The organism is Uliginosibacterium paludis, assembly GCF_039631355.1.
GTDB lineage: Bacteria > Pseudomonadota > Gammaproteobacteria > Burkholderiales > Rhodocyclaceae > Uliginosibacterium > Uliginosibacterium paludis.
In genome coordinates, this window is record NZ_JBDIVF010000007.1 from 72605 (window position 1) to 92988 (window position 20384).

General features: G+C 64.7%; 18 protein-coding genes. 13 read left to right on the forward strand and 5 right to left on the reverse strand.

Translation table 11 applies throughout. The features are described from left to right. The first annotated feature begins 159 nt into the window (after positions 1-159). From gcvA to ABDB87_RS15670, 7 genes are all read left to right on the forward strand, one after another. Positions 160-1071 (forward strand): transcriptional regulator GcvA, encoded by a 912-nt coding sequence (gene gcvA, locus ABDB87_RS15640; protein WP_345928748.1) that lies wholly within the window; start codon positions 160-162, stop codon positions 1069-1071. A 697-nt stretch (positions 1072-1768) separates the two neighbouring features. Then, a complete protein-coding gene (locus tag ABDB87_RS15645; protein ID WP_345928750.1) occupies positions 1769-2530 on the forward strand; it encodes an energy transducer TonB in 762 nt (253 codons plus the stop codon). A gap of 10 nt (positions 2531-2540) precedes the next feature. Then, on the forward strand, positions 2541-3239 hold the full coding sequence (locus ABDB87_RS15650) for a MotA/TolQ/ExbB proton channel family protein (RefSeq protein ID WP_345928752.1): 699 nt from the start codon (positions 2541-2543) through the stop codon (positions 3237-3239). Beyond that, positions 3239-3646, forward strand: coding sequence for an ExbD/TolR family protein (locus ABDB87_RS15655; RefSeq protein ID WP_345928754.1), 408 nt, complete (start codon positions 3239-3241; stop codon positions 3644-3646). The genes ABDB87_RS15650 and ABDB87_RS15655 overlap by 1 nt, the downstream gene beginning before the upstream one ends. A 53-nt stretch (positions 3647-3699) precedes the next feature. Beyond that, positions 3700-4479: a DUF6250 domain-containing protein gene (locus tag ABDB87_RS15660; RefSeq protein WP_345928757.1), complete on the forward strand. Its 780-nt coding sequence runs from the start codon at positions 3700-3702 to the stop codon at positions 4477-4479. Between the two features lie 79 nt (positions 4480-4558). Then, entirely contained in the window at positions 4559-7006 is a 2448-nt protein-coding gene (locus ABDB87_RS15665) for a TonB-dependent receptor (RefSeq protein WP_345928759.1), read from the forward strand. A 3-nt stretch (positions 7007-7009) separates the two neighbouring features. After that, positions 7010-9706, forward strand: coding sequence for an exo-rhamnogalacturonan lyase family protein (locus tag ABDB87_RS15670; RefSeq protein WP_345928761.1), 2697 nt, complete (start codon positions 7010-7012; stop codon positions 9704-9706). A gap of 66 nt (positions 9707-9772) precedes the next feature. Here the strand turns inward: ABDB87_RS15670 and ABDB87_RS15675 are convergent, their stop codons facing one another. Further along, a complete protein-coding gene (locus tag ABDB87_RS15675; protein ID WP_345928763.1) occupies positions 9773-10258 on the reverse strand; it encodes a hypothetical protein in 486 nt (161 codons plus the stop codon). A 262-nt stretch (positions 10259-10520) separates the two neighbouring features. Between ABDB87_RS15675 and ABDB87_RS15680 the strand changes: the two genes are divergently transcribed. From ABDB87_RS15680 to ABDB87_RS15705, 6 genes are all read left to right on the forward strand, one after another. Continuing rightward, positions 10521-11051, forward strand: coding sequence for a rhodanese-like domain-containing protein (locus ABDB87_RS15680; RefSeq protein WP_345928765.1), 531 nt, complete (start codon positions 10521-10523; stop codon positions 11049-11051). 71 nt (positions 11052-11122) lie between these two features. Then, entirely contained in the window at positions 11123-12109 is a 987-nt protein-coding gene (gene cysK, locus ABDB87_RS15685) for a cysteine synthase A (RefSeq protein WP_345928767.1), read from the forward strand. Further along, the gene (gene epsC / locus ABDB87_RS15690; protein WP_345928769.1) at positions 12106-13083 is read left to right on the forward strand and encodes a serine O-acetyltransferase EpsC; all 978 of its coding nucleotides are present in this window, start codon (positions 12106-12108) and stop codon (positions 13081-13083) included. The genes cysK and epsC overlap by 4 nt, the downstream gene beginning before the upstream one ends. Further along, positions 13080-13301, forward strand: coding sequence for a helix-turn-helix domain-containing protein (locus ABDB87_RS15695; protein ID WP_345928771.1), 222 nt, complete (start codon positions 13080-13082; stop codon positions 13299-13301). The genes epsC and ABDB87_RS15695 overlap by 4 nt, the downstream gene beginning before the upstream one ends. Before the next feature lie 100 nt (positions 13302-13401). Next, positions 13402-14331 carry a family 2A encapsulin nanocompartment shell protein gene (locus ABDB87_RS15700; RefSeq protein WP_345928773.1) on the forward strand — a complete coding sequence of 310 codons (930 nt, stop codon included), beginning with the start codon at positions 13402-13404 and terminating at the stop codon, positions 14329-14331. Then, a complete protein-coding gene (locus ABDB87_RS15705) occupies positions 14306-16252 on the forward strand; it encodes a family 2A encapsulin nanocompartment cargo protein cysteine desulfurase (protein WP_345928774.1) in 1947 nt (648 codons plus the stop codon). Before ABDB87_RS15700 ends, ABDB87_RS15705 begins: the two co-directional genes overlap by 26 nt. 728 nt (positions 16253-16980) lie before the next feature. Here ABDB87_RS15705 and ABDB87_RS15710 read toward each other — a convergent pair. From ABDB87_RS15710 to ssuD, 4 genes are read right to left on the reverse strand one after another with little or no spacing between them, the layout of a single operon-like run. Beyond that, complete coding sequence (locus ABDB87_RS15710) at positions 16981-17532, reverse strand: NAD(P)H-dependent oxidoreductase (RefSeq protein WP_345928775.1); 552 nt, start codon at positions 17530-17532, stop codon at positions 16981-16983. A 19-nt stretch (positions 17533-17551) separates the two neighbouring features. Then, a complete protein-coding gene (locus tag ABDB87_RS15715; protein ID WP_345928776.1) occupies positions 17552-18355 on the reverse strand; it encodes an ATP-binding cassette domain-containing protein in 804 nt (267 codons plus the stop codon). A gap of 13 nt (positions 18356-18368) precedes the next feature. Then, positions 18369-19145 carry an aliphatic sulfonate ABC transporter permease SsuC gene (gene ssuC / locus ABDB87_RS15720; protein WP_345928778.1) on the reverse strand — a complete coding sequence of 259 codons (777 nt, stop codon included), beginning with the start codon at positions 19143-19145 and terminating at the stop codon, positions 18369-18371. A 9-nt stretch (positions 19146-19154) separates the two neighbouring features. Further along, positions 19155-20321, reverse strand: a complete 1167-nt coding sequence (gene ssuD, locus ABDB87_RS15725) for an FMNH2-dependent alkanesulfonate monooxygenase (RefSeq protein WP_345928780.1) — start codon at positions 20319-20321, stop codon at positions 19155-19157. Positions 20322-20384: the final 63 nt, after the last annotated feature.

Genomic DNA, 20384 nt, shown 5'->3' on the forward strand with positions numbered 1-20384 from the left:
TCTGTCAGAAAACTGTTCATGCCAGGCGGTATCGGACACGTACCGTCCCGTCCCGGAGTCGCCGCTCAATCTGTTCGGCTTGGAACTGATTTTTCTCTTCTGCCACGCCGTCGACAAACGAGATAAAGTGTCCTTAATTGAAAGAAAAACTTTACCGCCATGAAGTCACCTGTCCACCTGAATGCCTTGCGCGCCTTTGAAGCCAGCGCCCGACACCAGAGCTTTTCTGTGGCGGCGGCGGAGCTCCACGTCACCCCGGCAGCGGTTGGACAACTCGTACGCACGCTGGAGGACTGGCTAGGCACGCCCCTGTTTCTGCGCAATACCAGCGGCAAAGCGCGGCTTGTCACCACGGACATTGCTGAGCAGGCCCTGCCGGACATCCGGGCGGGCCTAGACCGACTGGCACTGGGGCTGGAACGACTCAGGGAAGGCTCGGCGAGCGGCATCCTGACCGTGACGGTCAGTCCCGCCTTCGCTGCCAAATGGCTGCTTCCGCGCATCGACAGGTTCCAGACCGCCTGGCCGGATACCGATGTACGCCTCGATACCAGCCTCAAGGCAGTGGACTTCGTCGCCCAGCGAATCGACATCGGTGTGCGATACGGTCTGGGCCAATGGCCAGGGCTTTCAACCGACAAACTGATGGAAGAAGAGGTCTATCCGGTGTGCTCGCCGGAATGGCTGCGTACGCACGTATTGAATGAGCCCGCTGATCTCGCGCATGAAACGCTGATCCACGACCTCTCGATGGACAGCCATCCCAGCTTTCCTTCGTGGGAAGCTTGGCTACTGCGCGCATCAGTAAAGGATGTCTCGGTGAAGCGAGGGATGAAGATCAACAACTCCGCTGCAGTTCTCCAAGCCGCCGCCGAGGGGCACGGCGTGGCGCTGGCCCGTAGCGTCATGGCACACGATGATCTGAACAGTGGTCGGCTGATCCGACTATTCCCCGAGATCAAATTTCCTTCGCCTCTAGCCTATTACGTTGTGTATCGAACCGAGTGCGCGTCCAAGCCAAAGCTGCTGGCCTTTCGTGACTGGTTGATCAAAGAAGCGAAGAGCGTATGACAGTCGAAGGCCGGTTCTGCCGGCAATGTCTCTTAACAGAGCAAAAGCGGACCTCAATAGCAACCCGTTTGACTGGCCGCTTTGGCCGACTCGCTGCGGTGCGCAGCACTTGCCCTTGCTGTGCATTCAGTATGGCTATGTGAGAAACCTGTGTCTGCATTGCGCGACCCGTGCGGAGGATGATTCGGTCTGGCGGGCATGCGTCGCTGCTCACGACACCAAGTGTCGCCTGAATAGGGCGAGCGCTTCAGGGCGACCCTTCCAAGGCTTGGGTTTCCTGCCGCAGCTGCTGACTGTGTGGCCTTGGTGCTCCGTCACGAATCAACTCTTCCTTTCGGTCTTTGTACGTCTTCATGAAATCACATGAGCGCCTGATCTGACTCAGCAAATACGGAGCAACAGGACAGGACCGTCACGAACCGAACATCTCGGTGCTCAGAGGGTGGTGACGCTGCGGGTGTCTGGTGGTCATGAATGAAATATGCATATTCAGCGATACCTGATATGCGGGGCGTTCTTAAGCAGCGCGCGCTGAATTTCGATCGAAGAAAAACTTCGTTCCCCTGGTATTCCCTGATTGGCACTCTGATCACCCGCGCCGCCATCCGGTCTGGCGCCAGAATCAGCGTAAAGGGAAGAGGATGTGGTCCGGAATTCATGAGGCGGGTTTGCGCGTCGTCGTCAGAGCGTACGCATCATGACAAGCGAGTACCCCGCGCGCTGGTTTTCTTCCCGCAGGCCACTCAGGGTGGCAACCGCGCGCGCGCTGCCTGCAGCCCTCGAATCCGGGCTGGTTCGCGCCATCGAGCCTGAGCCAGGAGCGCGTGCCGTGCTGGCGGTACTGATTCTGGGCGTGCTTCTTGTTCATGGTCTGCTCTGGCGCCTTGTGCATCCCGCTTCGGCCGACGAGATCGACCCGCCGCATCCGCTTCCGGTGGAAGTGACGCTGGCGCGTCCGCTGCCACTTGCACAGGCGGCCCCCGAACCCCGGCCGCCCCAGCCCCGCACGGTGCAGCCCAAGCTTGTCCAGCCCCATGTGACCCGCCCGACCGTGGCCCAGGCGCCGGCGCCGGAGGCTCGCCCGGCCGAGCCGGCACTCGCATCCAGTGCAGCCAGCGCGTCGTCCGCCGAACCCGCTGCACCGGTGGCGGCTCCGCATGAGGCGCCTCTGCCGGAAACTGCCGCGACAGGGCAGCTGGGCTATCTCAACAATCCGCCTCCGGTGTATCCGGAGTCCGCACTCGAGCGTGGGCTGGAGGGTGTCGTGAGGCTGAAGGTGTTTGTGCTGGCCAGCGGCCGTCCGGCCTCGGTGGAGCTCGATCAGTCGAGCGGATCGCGAGCGCTTGACGAGGCCGCACTGCGTGCGGTCCGGCGCTGGATGTTCGTTCCGGCCACGCGCGCCGGACAGGCTGTCGATGGATGGGCGAGTGTGCCTGTCGTATTCAAACTGGGAAAGTGAGTCACGCATCATGAACAATATTCCGACCACCGCCATTGTGGATGGCACGCTCTGGAGCCTGGTCCTGCTGTCCGTCCTGAGCTGGGGCGTCATCGTCTACAAGCTGCTGCGCTTCGTGAGCGAAGCACGACGCAGCCGCGCGCTTCTGCAGGCTTTCTCGGGTAATCCGAGTCTGGCCTTCCTGCAGGGGCAGGCCGGGCAGGGCGGTGCGCTGGGCCGCATCGTTCAGGCCGGGCAATCGGTGCTGCGCGCAGCGACCGAACATCTTCACCGCAACGAACAGATCTGGGATCGCCAGGATCTCGTTCAGCGCGCCCTGCAGCAACAGATCCAGCGTGAGCGCAAGCAACTCGAAAGCGGTCTCGGCATCCTCGCGACGACCGGCAACATTGCTCCTTTCGTAGGGCTCTTCGGCACCGTGTGGGGCATCATGCGTGCGCTCACCGGCATTGCCGCGAAGGGCTCGGCAAGTCTTGATGTGGTCGCGGGCCCGATCGGCGAGGCGCTGGTTGCCACCGGTATCGGGATTGCCGTCGCGATTCCGGCGGTGATTGCGTACAACACCTTCCAGCGTCGGGTGAAACTCAGCGTGGCGGGTTTCGAGGATCTGGCAGCCGAGTTCCTCAAGCTCGCACAGCTCAACGCCTTCCTGCTGGCGCCGACGCATGTTGCCGCCACCGTGATCACTTCGCGGAAGGAGGTGGCCTGATGGCTTTTTCGAATGCGGATGACGATGTCGTAAGCGACATCAACGTCACCCCTCTGGTCGACGTGATGCTGGTCCTGCTGGTGGCTTTCATCGTCACGATTCCTGCGCTCACCCAGAGCATCAGCGTCAATCTGCCCGCAACGCAGGCGGCGAGTTCGCCACAGCCGCAGAAGCCGGTTACGGTCAGTATCGATGCGGTCGGTGGTTTTCATGTGGGCGAGCACCAGGTGCCGGATCTGGACGCGGTGGTCAGTGAGCTCTCCCTTGCCCGGAACGCGCAGGGCGACGGGCTGAGTATCCAGATCCAGGCGGATGTGAAAGCCGCTTATGAGCCCGTAGCGAAATTGCTGGGCGCGCTGGAGCATGCCGGCTTCTCGAAGCTTTCCCTGCTCACCGCGCCCGAGTGAGACAGGTTTCAGGCCTGATGAATCGAATATCAAGAACACGACAGAAACGGGGAATGGTGATGATGAGCGTGGCGGGGTTACGAAGCCGGCTGGCTTGGCGCGGGCACAGCGTGCTGAAACTGGCCCTCTGCCTGATGCCGCTTGCCGTGCAGGCGCAGGCCGGGAAGGTCTTGGCCACCGATGACTTCAGGCACGGTCTGGGGAGTTGGCGCGTGGAGTCCCAGGCGGCTGACACGCGCGTCGAGGCGCATGACGGCGTGCTGGAGGTGCATGCCACGGCAGGGGTCACGATCTGGTTCCGCGAGCCCTTCGAGGGCGACTACGAAATCCGCTTCAAGGCGACGCCGGTGAAGGCGAGCTTTCCCGGTTTCCCTGACCGGGTTTCGGACCTCAACTTCTTCTGGAATGCGAGCACTGCTTCAGGTGAGGATCCTTCCGTCATCAAGGCAGACGGCAGCCTGAACGCCTACAACCCCTTGAATCTGTATTACGTCGGGCTGGGCGCGAATGGCAACCGGACAACCCGTCTGCGCCGTTATGACGGCACCAGCGCGCGGCCCCAGATCACCGGCTATGCCGACCCGCCGGAAGTCACGCCGGCCGACGATGCGGGCCCCTTGCCTGCCTTTGCACGGCTCGAGGACGGCCGGCCGATCCAGGTGCGGATCCGCTCGCTCGCCCCGGCCGCCGATCGTGCCGGTCTGGTCGTGCTGGCCAACGATGTGCCGGTGTTTTCCTGGCGTGACCCGGCCCCTTACCGCAAGGGCTGGTTCGCCTTTCGTACCACGACCAGTCACTTCCTGATCAGCGACTTCAGCGTCATCCGTCTCTGATCTTCAACCATCGCAATCTTCGAATGCCTGTCCGGCAGGGCAGCGTTCGTCCCTGAAAAAACTCGACAAGGAGCAACACGTGAAGCAACGCCCCCATCTCCGGCCCGGTCCGCTCAGCGCCGCACTGCTGGCCGCCGGCATCATCCTCGCCAGCCCGCTGGCGCTTGCAGCGGAAAACAGGGTGACCGACTACCGCATTGCAGGCGGCTCGCTCGAAGAGGCCCTGCAGGATATCGCAGCGCGCAGTGGCGAGCCGGTCAGCTTTGACCCGAAGCTCGTCGCAAGACTGAAGGCCAACGCATTCAATGGCCGGGCCAGCACCAGCGAAGCGCTCGCCCGGGTGCTGGCCGGCTCCGGTCTGGAAGCCGCGCCGGGAGAAAAGGGTTTCGTGGTCCGTCGCGCGGATGCGAACGTGACGGCACTCGCGGCCGTCACGGTCAGTGGCGAGCGACGCAAGGAAGCCCATCCCCAGCGCCCGCCCACTGCCGTGTCGCGGCAGAAGGGCAGCACGCTGGAGGCGCAACACATCGAGGATATCCAGGATCTGCAGTTCGTCGTGCCCGGTCTGTTCGTGCAGAGTACCGATTCGAACGACACCCAGCTTTCCATCCGCGGCGTGGGTGACGGTGGCGGCCAGAGCAGCGGCGACCAGAACATCGGCATGCCCAGCAGCGTGGCCACCTTTGTCGACAACGTCTACTTCCCGCGCCCCGGCATCATCCGCTCGCTGACAGACATCGATTACGTGGATGTCTACAAGGGCCCCAACGGCACGGTGTTCGGCATGAATGCCACCGGTGGAGCGGTGGACATCCATACCAAAGAGCCGTCCTTCACACCCGAGCGCTCGGCCAGCATCTCGTATGCAGAGCGCAACACGTCCAAGGTGTCTGCCGGCTTGTCGGGCCCGGTCAGCGACACGCTGGCCTACCGCTTCAACGCCGTGCACGCCGAAAGCGAAGGCTCGGTGAAGAACCTCTCCGACGGCAATCGCATCAACGGCTATGAGCGCACCGGTGCTCGCGGGCAGTTGCTATTCAGGCCCGACAGCCAGTTCGAATTCAAGCTTTCGGGCGACTACAGCAAGGAACTCGCCAGCCCGACACGCGTGTTCCAGAAAGTCGCCTCGTCCTTTCCCGCCACGGCGCGCAACATCGGCGCGGTCTACACCACCGGCGGCCGCGAGACCTGGCAGGATGACGTGACCACCTCGAGCACCGAGCAGGGCGGGGTGTCGGGGGACGCGAGCTGGAAGTTCAGCAATGGCTATGTGCTGCGCTCCATCAGCTCCTGGCGGCAGTATCACTACTCGACGGCCTATGCCGACGAGCTGAGCGTGCGCATCTATTCCAACAGCGGGACCAAGGTGGCCGACACCTCCATTGCGCAGGACTTCCGGCTCGAGTCGCCGCGCGGGAAGTGGTTCGATTACCTCGCCGGCATCGGCTACTTCCGTCAGAAGCAGGACACCGAGGCCCACACCCGCTATGCCAACACGGCGATCGTCACGACCTATGCCGGCAGCGCCTTCAAGGGGCTGGATATCCAGCGCTTCGGCATGCTGCATGACGAGATGAGTTCGGCCTACGCACGCGGCACGGTGCACCTCACGCCCGACCTCGATTTCCAGCTCGGTGGCCGCTACACCTATGACGAGCGCACGGGCAGCTTCATCCGTCGTAACCGGGTGAATATCGATACCTATGTCCGCGACTACAAGGTACTGCCTTCGGCCACGAGCAGTCTGAAGTACCGCTTCAACGAGGACTGGAGCAGCTACCTCGCCTATGGCTACGGTCAGAAGGCAGGCGGCATCAATGTTTCGGCCGGCGCAGCGAAGACTGCAGGTTATGACACCCTGCTGCTCAAGCCCGAAACCACCCGCAATATCGAGCTGGGTGTGCAGGGCGTACTGGTGCCCGAGAAGCTCAACTTCCTGGCTGACGTTTTCCGCACCTCGGTGTCGCAGTTCCAGACGCAGGGTTATGACGTCGAGAACGCCACCAGCTACCTGATGAACGCCGGCAACTACCGCAGCCAGGGCATCGAGGCCGCCATCAACGCGCGTCCGATCAAGGGGCTGGATGTCACCCTGAGCGCCATCCTCAACGATGCCCGCTACACCGACTATCACAAGGCCATCTGCCCGGCCGAGATCAGCGCCACCTATTGCGACCTCACCGGCAAGCGCGTCTTCAATGCACCCAAGCGCGTCTTTGCACTCGCTTCCCGATACGGCTGGGAAGCAGGCAACTACGAGCCCTATGTGTCGGGACGCTACACCTGGCGCAGCTGGACCTACGGCACCGTCGACGATGCCGCCGACACGCGCATTCCCGGCTACGGTCTGGCAGCCTTTACGGTGGGCACGAAGCTCAAGACCACTGACGGCAACTGGGACGCTTCGCTGTGGGTCACCAACGCGTTCAACAAGCTCTACTACACCCGTCTGACGGGCAGCGGAACCGTCCTGGGCTATGTCGGCGATCCGCGTACGGTGGGTGCCACGCTGAAGTATGACTACTGAGTCATGACGATCAGCCGGCGAAACTTTCTCAAGACAGCCTCGCTGCTCGTCACGCCCGCAGGCGCACTGAATGCGTCTGCGGCCGCCGCTGCGACAGACCGGACGCTGCCCGCCACGCCTCTGCGCTGGCTTGCGGGCAGCGCCCCGGCGAGCTTTCGCGGCGCGAGCTTCGGCATTCCCTGGCCGCGCGGGGCCTTGCGCGAGATCGCCCCTGCCGGCTTCTCGCTGGCGGAGGGCTTTCCCCTGCAGAGCTGGCCCATGGCACGCTGGCCTGACGGCTCGCTGAAGTGGACCGGCCATGCGCTCGCACCGTCCGGCGATGACCGGGCCTTGCCCGAAAATCCGGGGCTCGCAGGCAGCGGCAAGGGAAGGGCGGGCGAGGCCTTTGTCGATGAATCCGGCAAGGACATTGTCATCAACACTGGTCGGCTCCGCTGCACGATTGCACGCAGCGGCGCCCGGCTGTTCGAGCAGATCGACGGCCCGGGGCGGTCAGCCGCCCGGGCCGCCGAGCTCGTCGCGCTGGTGGACGAGGCCGCGGATGACGCCGAAACCACCAGCAGCCTGCGCCAGCGTTACCGCTCGCTGATTCGTGAAGCACGGGTGGAACAGGCGGGGCCGGCGCGTGTGCTGGTGCGGATCGAAGGCGTGCATCAGCGCGACGACGGCCGCGCCGTGCTGCCATTTGTGCTGCGACTCTACTTCTACCGCAACTCCGACGCGGTGCGCATCGTGCACAGCTTCGTCTACGACCTCGATGAGCGGACCGAAACGATCCGTGGCATCGGTCTGCGCTTCGGCGTGCCGCTGAGCGGGCCGACGCAGGAGCGGCATGTGCGCTTCGTCAGTGACGAAGGCGGCGTGTTCGCCGAGGCGGTCAAAGGCCTCACCGGTTTGCGGCGCGAAGCCGGCGAAGCGCTGGCTGGCGCACAGCGGCGAGGCGAGCGCCTGCCGGCGATACCGCCGCGGATCGCGCAGGGGCTGGACCTGATTCCCGACTTCGGTGACTACAGCCTGCTCCAGGCGCACGCCGACGCCTTCACGATCCGCAAGCGCAGCGCGAGCCCTGCGGGATGGCTGCAGGCCGCAACCGGCAGCCGTGCTGCGGGCTGTGCCTGCCTCGGCACGCCGGAGGGCAGCGTCACTTTCGGTATCCGCAACTTCTGGCAGAGCCATCCCGGCCAGCTGGATATCCGCGCCGCGGCCAGCGATGAAGCGCAGATCACGCTGTGGCTCTGGGCGCCCGACGCGCCCGGCATGGACATGCGTTTCCATCACGACGGCATGGGGCAGACCGACTACGCCAGCCAGTTGCGTGGCCTGGACATCACCTACGAAGACTACGAGCCGGAGTTCGGGCGCCCTTACGGCGTGGCGCGAAGCAGCGAGCTGGAGCTGCAGTTTGGTGCCGCCATGCCGCAGGCTGCCGGGCTGGTGAATATCGCCCGCCGCATCCAGCAGCCACCGCGGCTGGTCAGCACCGCTGCACGCTACCTTGCGGGCGAAGCATTCAGCGAACTCTGGTCACCGGCAGGTAATGATCCACGGGCGGCGTACCTGGAGGCGAGGCTTGGCGGGCTTTTCGACTTCTATCGCAACGAGGTCGAGGCGAGGCGCTGGTACGGGTTCTGGGACTATGGCGACGTCATGCACACATACGACCCGTACCGGCATGTGTGGCGCTACGACGTTGGCGGCTTCGCCTGGGACAACTCGGAACTCAGCACCGAGGTCTGGCTCTGGCATTACTTCCTGCACAGCGGCCGCGAAGACGTGTTCCTGATGGCCGAAGCGATGAGCCGGCACTGCGGTGAAGTCGACGTGCATCATGCCGGCCCCTTCAGCCCGCTGGGCTCGCGCCACAACGTGCGTCACTGGGGCGACAGCGCGAAGCAGCTGCGTGTCTCCACCGCGATCAACCGGCGCTTCTATTACTACCTGAGCACGGATGAGCGCACGGGTGATCTGCTGCATGAGCAGGCAGACGCGGTGCAGCGCCTGCAGCAGGTGATCGCCGGCCGCAAGGTGGGCCAGAAGGCGCCCGCCGGCGAGGATGCCGCGCATCTCGCGGCGGTGTCCTTCGGCACCGACTGGGGCGCGGTGGCCGCGGCGTGGCTGACCGAGTGGGAGCGCACCGGATCGACCCGCTACCGGGATCGTCTGCTGGCCAGCATGGCATCCATCGCCGCGCAGCCGCATGGTTTCTTCACCGGGGGCGGCTTCATGGACTTGCGCACCGGCGCCTTCCTGATCGACCGCGAAGGCGGCATCGCGGTGTCGCATCTGAGTGCGGTATTCGGACTGGCCGAAGTCTGCAGCGAGTTGATCCGCTGCATTCCGGACGCCGCCTTCCGCAAGGCCTGGCTGGATTACTGCGTGCTCTACAACGCACCGGCTGCGGTGCAGACGCAAGCGCTTGGCAAGGCGCTCGGGCCGCTCAATCTGGGGCAGGGCCATGCCAGGCTGCTCGGCTACGCGGGGCTCAAGCTCGGGGATGCGGCAATGCATCCGCGCGCCTGGGCCCAGTTCAAGGCGGGCAAGGCAGGGCTGGTCGAGCACGATTTCGAGCGGGTGCGCACCCGGTTGCCCGAGGTGCTGCATGCGGGCGACGAGGTCCCCGGGCTCTCGACCAACGCGGCGGCGCAATGGGGACTCGCGCTGATCGGCTTGCTGGCCACTTCAGGCACGCCGACGGACTGAGCCCAGATCAGGATGGCCGGGAACGGGCCGGGCAGGGCGGGAAGCCTTGCCCGGCCTGTCGTGCATTCAGGCCACCTTTTCGACCCGGCTGAGCCCGCGCACGTCGGTGCCGAGCCGTTCCTGAGCAAAGATCGCCCGGGCCGCGTTCTGCGTGTCGTAGAGAAAGATGGCTTCACCGCCGTTATCCGGCTGGTAGGCGCGCTCGAAATGAAGCGGGTCCCCGCTTTCATCATCCTGTGGCGCATGGCTGCCGGCCACCGCACGCACCAGGCAGTTCACGCGCGAGGACGCCGGCGAGTACAGCACCTCATCCATGCTTTGCCCGACCAGTTCGACTGCCTGTACGCCCCGTGCCGAAAGACCGATCCGGTCGGCGAAAAGCTCGACCTCTGCAGGCGTCGAGGCCTCCACCACGGCATACACATCGTCACTGCTGGTCGTGAGCAGGGCTTCGACGACCCGGGTGGAGTACTGACGCGCATCGTGGATCCGGCGCCGCAAGGAAAGGCGTACCGGAGCACTGGCGGTGGATTCGACGAGATACAGGGGCATGACCGGACTCCCGTGAAGCGTGATCTGAATGGGCGGGATTCTGCTGCGCGACCTGGATGATGCAAACGAAGCATTTCTGCTTTGTTAATCCCCTGAAGGATCTGCCCTGAACACGCATATGCCGGCGTGCTTATCAGGTATTTGCATAAGCCCCTGTCTTTTTCTTCGTTTTGCTGGCTCAAGACGGCGAATAAGCTGGATTCCAACGGTGGCAGGGCAGCGGTCTGGCGTCCCCTCAGCCACCTCCGTACATGAAGGAGAAATGATGAGCATCACCGCCGCCATCCAAACGTCATCCCAGCCTGCTCAGGCACGCACCGGTGCCGAGGGCACGAATGCCGGTCCGGCCCCGCTGCCGCCCGTGCTGCAGCGGGCGCGTGAGGAAGCCGGGCGCCAGGGGCTGCCCTATGCCGGGGGCGTGACGCCGCAGGAGGCCTGGGCGCTGGTGAGTCAGGGGGAGGCCGTGCTGGTCGACGTGCGCAGTGCCGAAGAACTGAAATTTGTCGGTCAGGTGCCGGAAGCGCGTCATGTGGCCTGGGCGACCGGTACCGCGCTGACCCGCAATCCGCGTTTTGTGCGCGAGCTGGAAACGAAGCTCGGCAAGCACACCGTGATCCTGCTCCTGTGCCGCAGTGGCAAGCGTTCCGCACTTGCCGCCGAAGCCGCCGCAAAAGCGGGCTTCAACAATGTATTCAATGTTTTTGAAGGCTTTGAAGGCGACCTCGACGAGCAGTTGCAGCGGGGTCGTCATAACGGCTGGCGTCATCACGGCCTGCCCTGGGTGCAGGACTGAGTGCTGCCGGTGCCGGCCAGTCCGTTGGCCGGCTGTCTTTCCTTTTTTCAATCAGCGTGGGGTGACAAGAGATGAGCAAGTGGTTCGAAAACAATTCGCTTTCCATCGGTGGCACGCCACTGGTGAAACTCAATCGGATCGTGGGCCAGAGCAAAGCCACGATTCTCGCCAAGATCGAAGGGCGCAATCCGGCTTATTCCGTCAAGTGTCGCATCGGTGCCGCGCTGATCGATGATGCGGAGCGGCGCGGACTGCTCGGGCCGGGCAAGGAGATCGTGGAGCCGACTTCAGGCAATACCGGTATCGCGCTCGCCTTCGTGGCGGCTGCACGCGGCATTCCCATCACGCTCACCATGCCCGAGACCATGAGCGTCGAGCGGCGCAAGCTGCTGGCAGCGTTTGGCGCAAAGCTGGTGCTGACCGAAGGTGCGCGCGGCATGAGTGGCGCCGTGGCGCGAGCCGAGGAAATCGCGGCGTCTGATCCGCAACGCTATGTGCTGCTGCATCAGTTCAAGAATCCGGCCAATCCTGCCATTCATGAAACCACGACCGGCCCCGAAATCTGGGAAGCCACCGAAGGGGCCATCGATATTCTGGTGTCCGGCGTCGGTACCGGCGGCACGATTACCGGCGTGTCGCGCTACATCAAGCACACGAAGGGCAAAGCGATCCGCTCGATCGCCGTGGAGCCCGCGGCGAGCCCGGTGCTGAGCCAGACTCGCAATGGCGAGCCGGTCAAGCCGGGGCCGCACAAGATCCAGGGCATCGGTGCGGGCTTCGTGCCGGCTGTGCTGGATCTCTCGCTGGTGGATGGCATCGAGCAGGTCAGCAACGAGGAGGCGCTCGACTATGCACGGCGTCTGGCTCGCGAAGAGGGCATCCTGTCTGGCATTTCGAGCGGTGCGGCGGTGGCGGCCGCCGTGCGTGTGGCGGCGCAGCCGGGTAACGCCGGCAAGACCATCGTGGTCATCCTGCCCGATTCGGGCGAGCGCTACCTGAGCTCCGCGCTGTTCGAGGGCGTGTTCGATGCGCAAGGCCTCGCGGTGGCGCCGGCATGAACCTCGGCATTCCTGATCCCGGTATCGAGGGGCGGTCATCAGGTGCCATTCCGGCCTGGGATCTCCATCACGTCGTAGCCGACCTGAGGGCGGTGCGGGAAGCCTGGCGCGAGGGGCAGCAGCGCAGGCAGGAGTTCGGCGGCCGCGATCTGCCTTCACGGGACGCGCTGCGCGACATCCTGCTGGCCTTGCGCGGCGCCTTGTTCCCGATGCGTCTCGGCCCTGCCGACCTGCGCCAGGAAAGCGAGGATTTCTACGTCGGGCACACGCTGGATGCTGCACTCAACGGGCTGCTCGCACAGGTGCGTCTGGAGCTGGGCTACATCAGCCGCCATGCGCCCGTCGGCCTGTTGTCCGTCGAGCTGCAGGCCACCACCGTGGTCCGGGACTTTGCGCTCGCTCTCGCCGGCATCCGCAGCCTGCTCGATACCGATGTGGCCGCAGCCTACAAGGGAGACCCCGCCGCGCGCAGTGTGGACGAAGTGCTGCTCTGCTACCCGGGCATGGTGGCAATGATCCATCACCGTATTGCGCATCGCCTGCACGGCCTGGGCGTGCCGCTGGTCGCACGCATCATTGCCGAGCTCGCCCATTCGGAAACCGGTATCGACATTCATCCGGGGGCGCGCATCGGACCGGGTTTCTTCATCGATCACGGCACCGGGGTCGTGATCGGCGAAACCTGTGTGATCGGCAGCAATGTGCGGATCTATCAGGCGGTCACGCTGGGCGCCAAGCGCTTCACCAGCGACGCGGAAGGGCTTCTTCACAAGGGCCTGCCGCGTCATCCGGTGGTCGAGGATGACGTGGTCATTTACGCGGGAGCTTCGGTGCTGGGTCGGATCACGATCGGCCGTGGCTCGGTGATCGGCGGCAACGTCTGGCTCACGCACAGCATCCCGCCCGGCAGCAACGTGACCCAGGCCAGCTCGCGTCACGAGTTGCCTGCCGAGGCGACGGAGTCTGATACATGAGCCTGCTTGAACACCGCTTCGCACGGGTCGTGCGCGAACAGCGCGAAGCGCGCGGCTGGACGCAGGAGGAGCTGGCCGAGCGCGCCAATCTCAACCGGTCCTACGTCGGCGAGATCGAGCGCGGCGTGGCGACGCCTTCCATTGCCACCGTCGCCAAGCTTGCCTCGGGACTGGGGCTTCAACCCTCGCTGCTGCTTGCCCGCTGCGAGAAAACATGAGGCATTCGTGATGGCGATAGCATGTTGAGTGGCCATCACGGGAAATGCATAGTCCGCGACACGATTTTTCCTGTCCCACGAATCCAACCGGGAGCCATGAATGGCCGAGAATGAAGTTCAGCACGCACTGGGTGACAACGCCGCACGCCAGCTTGCCAATGCAACAAAAACCGTTCCGCAGCTTTCCATCATCACGCCTCGCTGGCTGACCCACCTGCTGCAATGGCAGCCGGTCGAAGCCGGCATCTACCGCCTCAACAAGGTCCGGAATCCGCAGGACGTGCAGGTCGCCTGCACCCAGCGCGAAGGCTCGGGCGAGCTGCCGAACACCTTCGTCGACTACGAGGACCAGCCGCGCGAATACTTCCTCAACGCGGTCAGTACCGTACTTGATGTGCATACCCGGGTATCGGATCTCTACAGCAGCCCGCACGACCAGATCAAGGAACAGCTGCGGCTCACGATCGAGACGATCAAGGAGCGCCAGGAATCCGAACTCATCAACAACCCGGACTACGGCCTGCTGGCCAGCGTGCATCCGGACCAGATCATCTATCCGCTCACCGGCGCGCCGACGCCGGACGATCTGGATGAGCTGCTGACCAAGGTCTGGAAGGAACCGGCCTTCTTCCTGACCCATCCGCTGGCGATTGCCGCCTTCGGCCGCGAGTGCACCCGTCGTGGCGTGCCGCCCCCCACCGTGTCGCTCTTTGGCTCGCAGTTCCTCACCTGGCGCGGCATTCCCCTGATTCCTTCGGACAAGGTACCGGTGGCCGATGGCAAGACCAAGATCCTGCTGATCCGCGTCGGCGAGAAGCGCCAGGGCGTGATCGGGCTGTTCCAGCCGGGCCTGGCCGGCGAACAGAGTCCGGGTCTGTCGGTGCGCTTCATGGGCATCAACCGCAACGCCATCGCGTCCTACCTGATTTCGCTGTACTGCTCGCTGGCCGTGCTGACCGACGACGCACTCGCCGTGCTTGATGACGTGGAGATCGGCAAGTTCCATGACTATCCCGACACCTACAAGTAATCCGGCGTCATCGGGAGCGAGCGGGCTCGCACCGCCCGCGGGCCTTATCGACATCGCTTCGCTGGCGGATCTGGCGAACGAGTTCTTTGCGGCCCTGCCGGGCGCGGGAGCGACGACGGCTGCACCGGGAGGCGTTGCCAACGGTCTGCCGCTCGGACTGAGCCATCTCGGCGGCCCCTCCCAGCTCGGCACGCCACCGCAGGCGCCGGAGCCGGTGCTGGCATTGGGCGCACGCGGACCCGCCTTGGCGCCCGCCGCGCAGACCCAGACCGGCGTGCCGGAGAAGGTGGCCGATGCGCGCGGCGCCTCGAGCCGTGCGCCGTCGCCGGGCGTGCCCGAGGCCTATGCTGCCGCATTGCCGGCCATCGAGCCGACAGAGGCGCGTACGCATGCGCCGGCGCCGCTTCCCGGGAATCCGCCTGCTTCGCCTTTCTATTTCATTGGCGAGTCAAGCGCGTATCCCAGACCGTCTGCCGAGATCGAGCCACCGCGCGAAGACCGCGTCACCGCACGTGCCTTTGGCCTGCCCGGCGAAGACAGTTTGCGCGATCTGCTGGTCGGCACAGCTCCGCGAAGCCCCGACGCGGGACCTGATAAAAAGGAGCAGTGGTTCTACTTCACCGATCTGACGCGTGGCCACGACAAGTCGGAACACGGCCGCGCCCCGGCTTCGCAAGCAGGCGCACGTCCGCCTTTCGATGTGAACGCCGTGCGTCGTGACTTCCCGATCCTGCAGGAGCGGCTCAGTGGCAAAAGCAGTGGCAAGCAACTGGTCTGGTTCGACAATGCCGCCACCACCCACAAGCCGCAGGCCGTGATCGACCGTCTGGCCTATTTCTACGCCCACGAGAATTCGAATATTCACCGTGCGGCGCATGAACTGGCTGCACGGGCGACCGATGCCTACGAAGGCGCGCGCGACAAGGTCAAGCGCTTCATTGGTGCCAGCTCTTCCGACGAGATCATCTTCGTGCGTGGGGCGACGGAGGCCATCAACCTGGTTGCCAAGACCTGGGGCGCGCAGAACGTTGGCGAGGGCGACGAGATCATCGTCTCCAACCTGGAACACCATGCCAACATCGTGCCCTGGCAGCAGCTGGCTGCCGCCAAGGGGGCGAAGCTGCGCGTGATTCCGGTGGATGACACCGGCCAGATCCTGCTCGACGAGTATCGCAAGCTGCTCAACGACAAGACCAGGATCGTCGCGGTGACGCAGGTGTCGAATGCGCTCGGCACGGTCACGCCGATCAAGGACATTGTCGCCCTCGCGCACAGCGTGGGCGCCAAGGCTCTGGTCGATGGTGCGCAATCCGTGTCGCACATGCGGGTGAATGTGCAGCAGCTGGATGCCGACTTCTTCGTCTTCTCGGGCCACAAGATCTTCGGCCCGACCGGCATCGGCGTGGTCTATGGCAAGCGTGACATTCTGGAGAACATGCCGCCCTGGCAAGGTGGGGGCAACATGATTGCGGACGTCACGTTTGAGCGCACGATCTATCAGCCGCCGCCCAACCGCTTCGAAGCCGGCACCGGCAACATCGCGGATGCAGTCGGCCTTGGTGCTGCGCTGGATTATGTGGATCGCATCGGCATCGAGAATATCGGCAGCTATGAGCACGACTTGCTGGCTTACGCCACGCAAGGCCTGCTCACGATTCCGGGCATCCGCCTGATCGGTACGGCAGCCGAGAAGGCCAGTGTCGCGTCTTTCGTGCTCAAGGGTTTCACCACGCAGGAAGTGGGCGAAGCGCTGAACCGCGAAGGCATTGCGGTGCGCACCGGCCACCATTGCGCGCAGCCGATTCTGCGGCGCTTCGGTGTCGAGCAGACCGTGCGGCCCTCGCTGGCCTTCTACAACACCTGCGAAGAAGTGGATCGCATGGTGCAGGTGGTGTATCGCCTTGCTACTGCAAGGCGCTGAGTGATCGCAAGGCTGCCGCCGGCATGTCGGAAGGGGAGCGCATCGTTCTGGGCGTGCTGGTGCTGATCGTGCTGATGGCTGCATTACTCGAGCCTTTGCCGCGGGTGCGTCGGCGGGAGGATCCGGATCAGGACTGAGCCGTCCCGGACCGTGAGACACCGGCTGCCGCAAACAGAAAACGCCGACCGCAATCCGGGGTCGGCGTTTTTCTTCGGGAGATGCGCGGTGTCGGCGCATGCGCGCGGCGCAGGCAGGAAGCAGCGCTGGTGAGGGAGGGCGCCGACAGCGCAGCACACGAAGCCATGTCGGACCTTTATCGCGCACCAGGCAGCACGCCCACCGGTTTCAGCCTGCAAGCACTCAGCACCGAGGGAAGAAGAAGGGCGTGCGCGAAGCGAGCGCTTCGACCCGACACCTTGGCGGACAATCCGCAAGAAGTACAGATGGCATGCTCGCCAGCGATGCGGGCAGTCCGGAATCAGGATGTGCTGTTTCGGGGCGCACGATGCGATCGTCATGACGCGCGACTTCCATCCTCAAGCGGCTGTGCTGCGGATCGGACTGCGTTGCGCTGTCGCGTCTTTCCGTCCCGGACGTTTCAGAGCCTGCGCGCGGCAGCTCACCGGCTGAGCCAGACGAGCGCGAACCTTGCCCGACTGCTCCGGCAAAGCAGGGGAGCTTAATGAGGCGTTTGCGCCAGGCTCGGTGGCGTGTCGTGCGCGATGAATTCAGACCAGCGTTGTCTGGGCCGAGTCGACGCGCTCGCAGAATGTGGCGAGCCCATTTCGCAGGTAAATGCGGATTTCGTCGGGAATATCGGGCGCAGTCGTTTCCGCCGGAGAGGGAAAGTCCTTGTCAGGCACGTTCAGCCCGGGCTCGATATGCCGGGCCTCCAGTGAGCGGAGCACCGGCAGCAGTGAGAGCTCCAGTGCGTGGCGGGATGCAGCACTGCCGCTGGTCGAGAGGCTCATCACCACCTTGCCCCGCAGTCCGCGGTGCCGGATCTGGTCAAGGATGCCCTTGAGCCCGGCGGTAAAGGAAGCCTGATAGACCGGTGAGGCGATCAGCAGCCCGTCGGCCTCCTCGATTGCGGCGTTGAGTGCCTGGGCGGCCGGGCTGTCGGTGCCGCCCCTGAGAAGGTCTGCCGGCGGGAAATCCTCGATCGAGAAGCGTTGTACGCTGAAGCCGGCCTCGCGCAGCTGCGCCTCGGCTTCGCCGAGCAGCCGGGTGGAGCGCGAGTGTGCAGAGGGACTTCCGGCGAGGGTGATGATGTGTGCCATGGCGTTGTGCTTTCCGTGGTCAGGCGGCGAGATCCGACGCGTGGTCTCTGTCTTGCGGCTGTCGGCCGAGGAGTTGATCGAGCAGGCGCGCTTCAAGGGCGGCGAAGCTGGCGTCGCCCCGGGCGCGGGGGCGCGGCAGGCGGACAGCCAGGTCCTGCGTGACGCGACCGTCTTCGATCAGGATCACCCGGTCGGCCAGGGCGATGGCCTCCTGAACGTCATGGGTGACCAGCAGCGCAGTGAAACCGTGCTGCAGCCAGAGTCGCTCGATCAGTTCATGCATCTCGATCCGGGTGAGTGCATCGAGTGCGCCGAGCGGTTCGTCGAGAAGCAGCAGGCGCGGCCGATGCGCCAGCGCCCGGGCCAGCGCAACACGCTGTCGCTGCCCGCCCGAGAGCCGGCTGGGCCATTCCTGTCCCCGTTCGGCCAGGCCGACTTCGGTCAGGACTTCGAGCGCCTCCGGATGCCGCGCAGGTGGCAGGCCCAGCGCGACGTTGGCAAGGACGCGTTTCCAGGGCAGCAGGCGCGGCTCCTGAAACATGATGCGGGTGTCATCAAGCGTGAGTTGCTGGCGACCGTTGTGCAGCTGCACGCCGCCCTGCGTGTCTTCCAGCCTCGCGATCACGCGGAGCAGGGTGCTTTTTCCGCAGCCGCTGCGGCCGACGATGGCGACGAATTCGCCCGGCTGGATTTCCAGGTCGATGCCCCGGAGTACTTCACGCTCACCGTAGCGCTTCACGATGCCACGCAGGCTCAGCGCGGTGCCGCGCAGATGTCCGTCATGCCGTGAAATGGCTTCGATGGCGGCGGGATTGTGTTCCATGCGATCCATCCTTTCAGCTCTGATAGCCGGGGTGCCAGCGCAGCAGCAGGCGCTCGAGGGCGCGGGCGATGACGTCGGCGAGCTTGCCGAGCAGGGCATACATCAGGACTCCCACCAGGACCACGTCGGTCATCAGGAACTCGCGCGCGTTCATGGTCATGTGGCCGATGCCGTCCGCCGCGGACACGGTTTCGGCCACGATCAGCAAGACCCACATCAGGCCCAGCGAGAAGCGTACGCCAACGAGGATGGACGACAGCGCACCGGGCAGGATCACGTCGAGGTAGAGCCGCCAGCCAGAGAGACCGTAGCTTCTGGCCATTTCGATCAGACCGGGATCGACCGAGCGGATGCCGTGAAAGGTGTTCAGGTAGAGCGGGAAGAACACACCGATGGCCACGATGAAGAGCTTGGCCGCCTCATCAATGCCGAACCACAGGATCACCAGCGGTATCAGGGCCAGCGGCGGAATGTTGCGCAGCATCTGCAGGCTGGTATCGAGCAGGAGCTCCAGCCTGCGGCTGCTGCCGGTAGCGAGCCCCAGCAGCAGACCCAGCCCGCCGCCGATGGCGAAACCCGTCAGCGCCCGCCGCGAGCTGACGATTACATGCTGAAGCAGCTCACCGGAAGCGGTCAGCGTCCAGGCTGCGCGGACGATGCTTGCCGGCGAAGGGAGCACCCGCACCGATATGACGCCGGTCTGCGCGAGGAGCTGCCAGAGGATCAGCAGCAATGCGGGCGGAATCCATGGAAGCAGCCGGTTCCAGCGGTGGGACGAAAGCGTACTCATCGCAGGAGCTCAGGCGGCCTGTTTCGGGATGTGGTTGTTGGCCACCACCTCGCCGAAAGGCCCCGACAGCTTGCGCCCCGGCAGGCTCTCGGGAAGCGCGTGCTCCAGCGGCAGCAAGGGGAAGACCAGCTCCGCGAAGCGGTAGGCTTCTTCCAGATGGGGGTAGCCGGAGAGCACGAATGCGTCCGCGCCGGCGTCCTGGTACTCGCGCAGCTTGGCGGCGACCTGCTCCGGATTGCCGACAATGGCGGTGCCGGCGCCGCCCCGCACCAAACCGACACCTGCCCACAGATGAGGGCTGATCTCGAGCTCGGCCCGGCTGCGACCGCCACCCTGCCTGTGCAGCGCAGCCATGCGACGCTGACCTTCGGAATCCATTTTCGCGAAACTGGCCTGGGCACGCGCCACGGTTTCGTCGTCAAGCCGGCTGATCAGCTTTTCGGCGGCGGCCCAGGCTTCACTTTCGGTTTCGCGCACGATGACATGCAGGCGCACGCCGAACCTCACCTTGCGTCCGAGCCGGGCAGCCCGGGCGCGCACATCGTCGAATTTCTTCCTCACGTCGGCAGGCGGCTCTCCCCATGACAGATAGGTTTCCACCTGCTCGGCAGCCAGATCGTGCGCTGCGTCCGAAGAGCCCCCGAACCACACAGGAGGATGCGGTTGCTGCAGCGGCGGGTAGAACAGCTTCGCTCCCTTGACCGAGAGGTGCTTGCCTTCGAAATCGAAGGATTCACCTGCATGGCTCCGGGTGATGATCTCGCGCCAGATACGGATGAACTCGGCCGAGGCTTCGTAGCGTTCGGAATGGGAGGTGGGAACGCCATCACCGGCGAGCTCTGCGGCATCACCGCCTGTCACCAGATTGATCAGCAGGCGTCCGCCCGAGAGGCGGTCAAAGGTGGCGGCCATCCGCGCAGCAAGAGCCGGCTGATGCAGCCCGGGGCGCACCGCGACGAGAAAGCGCAGGTTTTTCGTGGCGCCGATCAGACTCGATGTCACGACCCACGGATCCTCGCAGGAGCGGCCCGTGGGGGTCAGCACGCCGTAGTAGCCCAGCTGGTCGGCCGCCTGGGCGATCTGGCGCAGATAGTCGTAGTCCACTTCGCGGGCGCCCTCGCTGGTGCCGAGGTAGCGGCTGTCCCCATGGGTGGGCAGGAACCAGAGTACTTTCATGATGGGTGTCTCTCTGTTCGGATGGCTGCGTCCGGGCGTCAATGCGCGTCAAAGCCTTGTGGC

Coding starts and splice junctions, on each gene's coding strand:
- ABDB87_RS15695 (WP_345928771.1), top strand. CDS start 13,080: ATGAGCCTGCTTGAACACCGCTTCGCACGGGTCGTGCGCGAACAGCGC.
- cysK (WP_345928767.1), top strand. CDS start 11,123: ATGAGCAAGTGGTTCGAAAACAATTCGCTTTCCATCGGTGGCACGCCA.
- ABDB87_RS15645 (WP_345928750.1), top strand. CDS start 1,769: ATGACAAGCGAGTACCCCGCGCGCTGGTTTTCTTCCCGCAGGCCACTC.
- ABDB87_RS15655 (WP_345928754.1), top strand. CDS start 3,239: ATGGCTTTTTCGAATGCGGATGACGATGTCGTAAGCGACATCAACGTC.
- ABDB87_RS15675 (WP_345928763.1), bottom strand. CDS start 10,258: ATGCCCCTGTATCTCGTCGAATCCACCGCCAGTGCTCCGGTACGCCTT.
- ABDB87_RS15715 (WP_345928776.1), bottom strand. CDS start 18,355: ATGGAACACAATCCCGCCGCCATCGAAGCCATTTCACGGCATGACGGA.
- ABDB87_RS15680 (WP_345928765.1), top strand. CDS start 10,521: ATGATGAGCATCACCGCCGCCATCCAAACGTCATCCCAGCCTGCTCAG.
- ABDB87_RS15650 (WP_345928752.1), top strand. CDS start 2,541: ATGAACAATATTCCGACCACCGCCATTGTGGATGGCACGCTCTGGAGC.
- ABDB87_RS15700 (WP_345928773.1), top strand. CDS start 13,402: ATGGCCGAGAATGAAGTTCAGCACGCACTGGGTGACAACGCCGCACGC.
- ssuD (WP_345928780.1), bottom strand. CDS start 20,321: ATGAAAGTACTCTGGTTCCTGCCCACCCATGGGGACAGCCGCTACCTC.
- ABDB87_RS15705 (WP_345928774.1), top strand. CDS start 14,306: ATGACTATCCCGACACCTACAAGTAATCCGGCGTCATCGGGAGCGAGC.
- epsC (WP_345928769.1), top strand. CDS start 12,106: ATGAACCTCGGCATTCCTGATCCCGGTATCGAGGGGCGGTCATCAGGT.
- gcvA (WP_345928748.1), top strand. CDS start 160: ATGAAGTCACCTGTCCACCTGAATGCCTTGCGCGCCTTTGAAGCCAGC.
- ABDB87_RS15660 (WP_345928757.1), top strand. CDS start 3,700: ATGGTGATGATGAGCGTGGCGGGGTTACGAAGCCGGCTGGCTTGGCGC.
- ABDB87_RS15710 (WP_345928775.1), bottom strand. CDS start 17,532: ATGGCACACATCATCACCCTCGCCGGAAGTCCCTCTGCACACTCGCGC.
- ssuC (WP_345928778.1), bottom strand. CDS start 19,145: ATGAGTACGCTTTCGTCCCACCGCTGGAACCGGCTGCTTCCATGGATT.
- ABDB87_RS15670 (WP_345928761.1), top strand. CDS start 7,010: ATGACGATCAGCCGGCGAAACTTTCTCAAGACAGCCTCGCTGCTCGTC.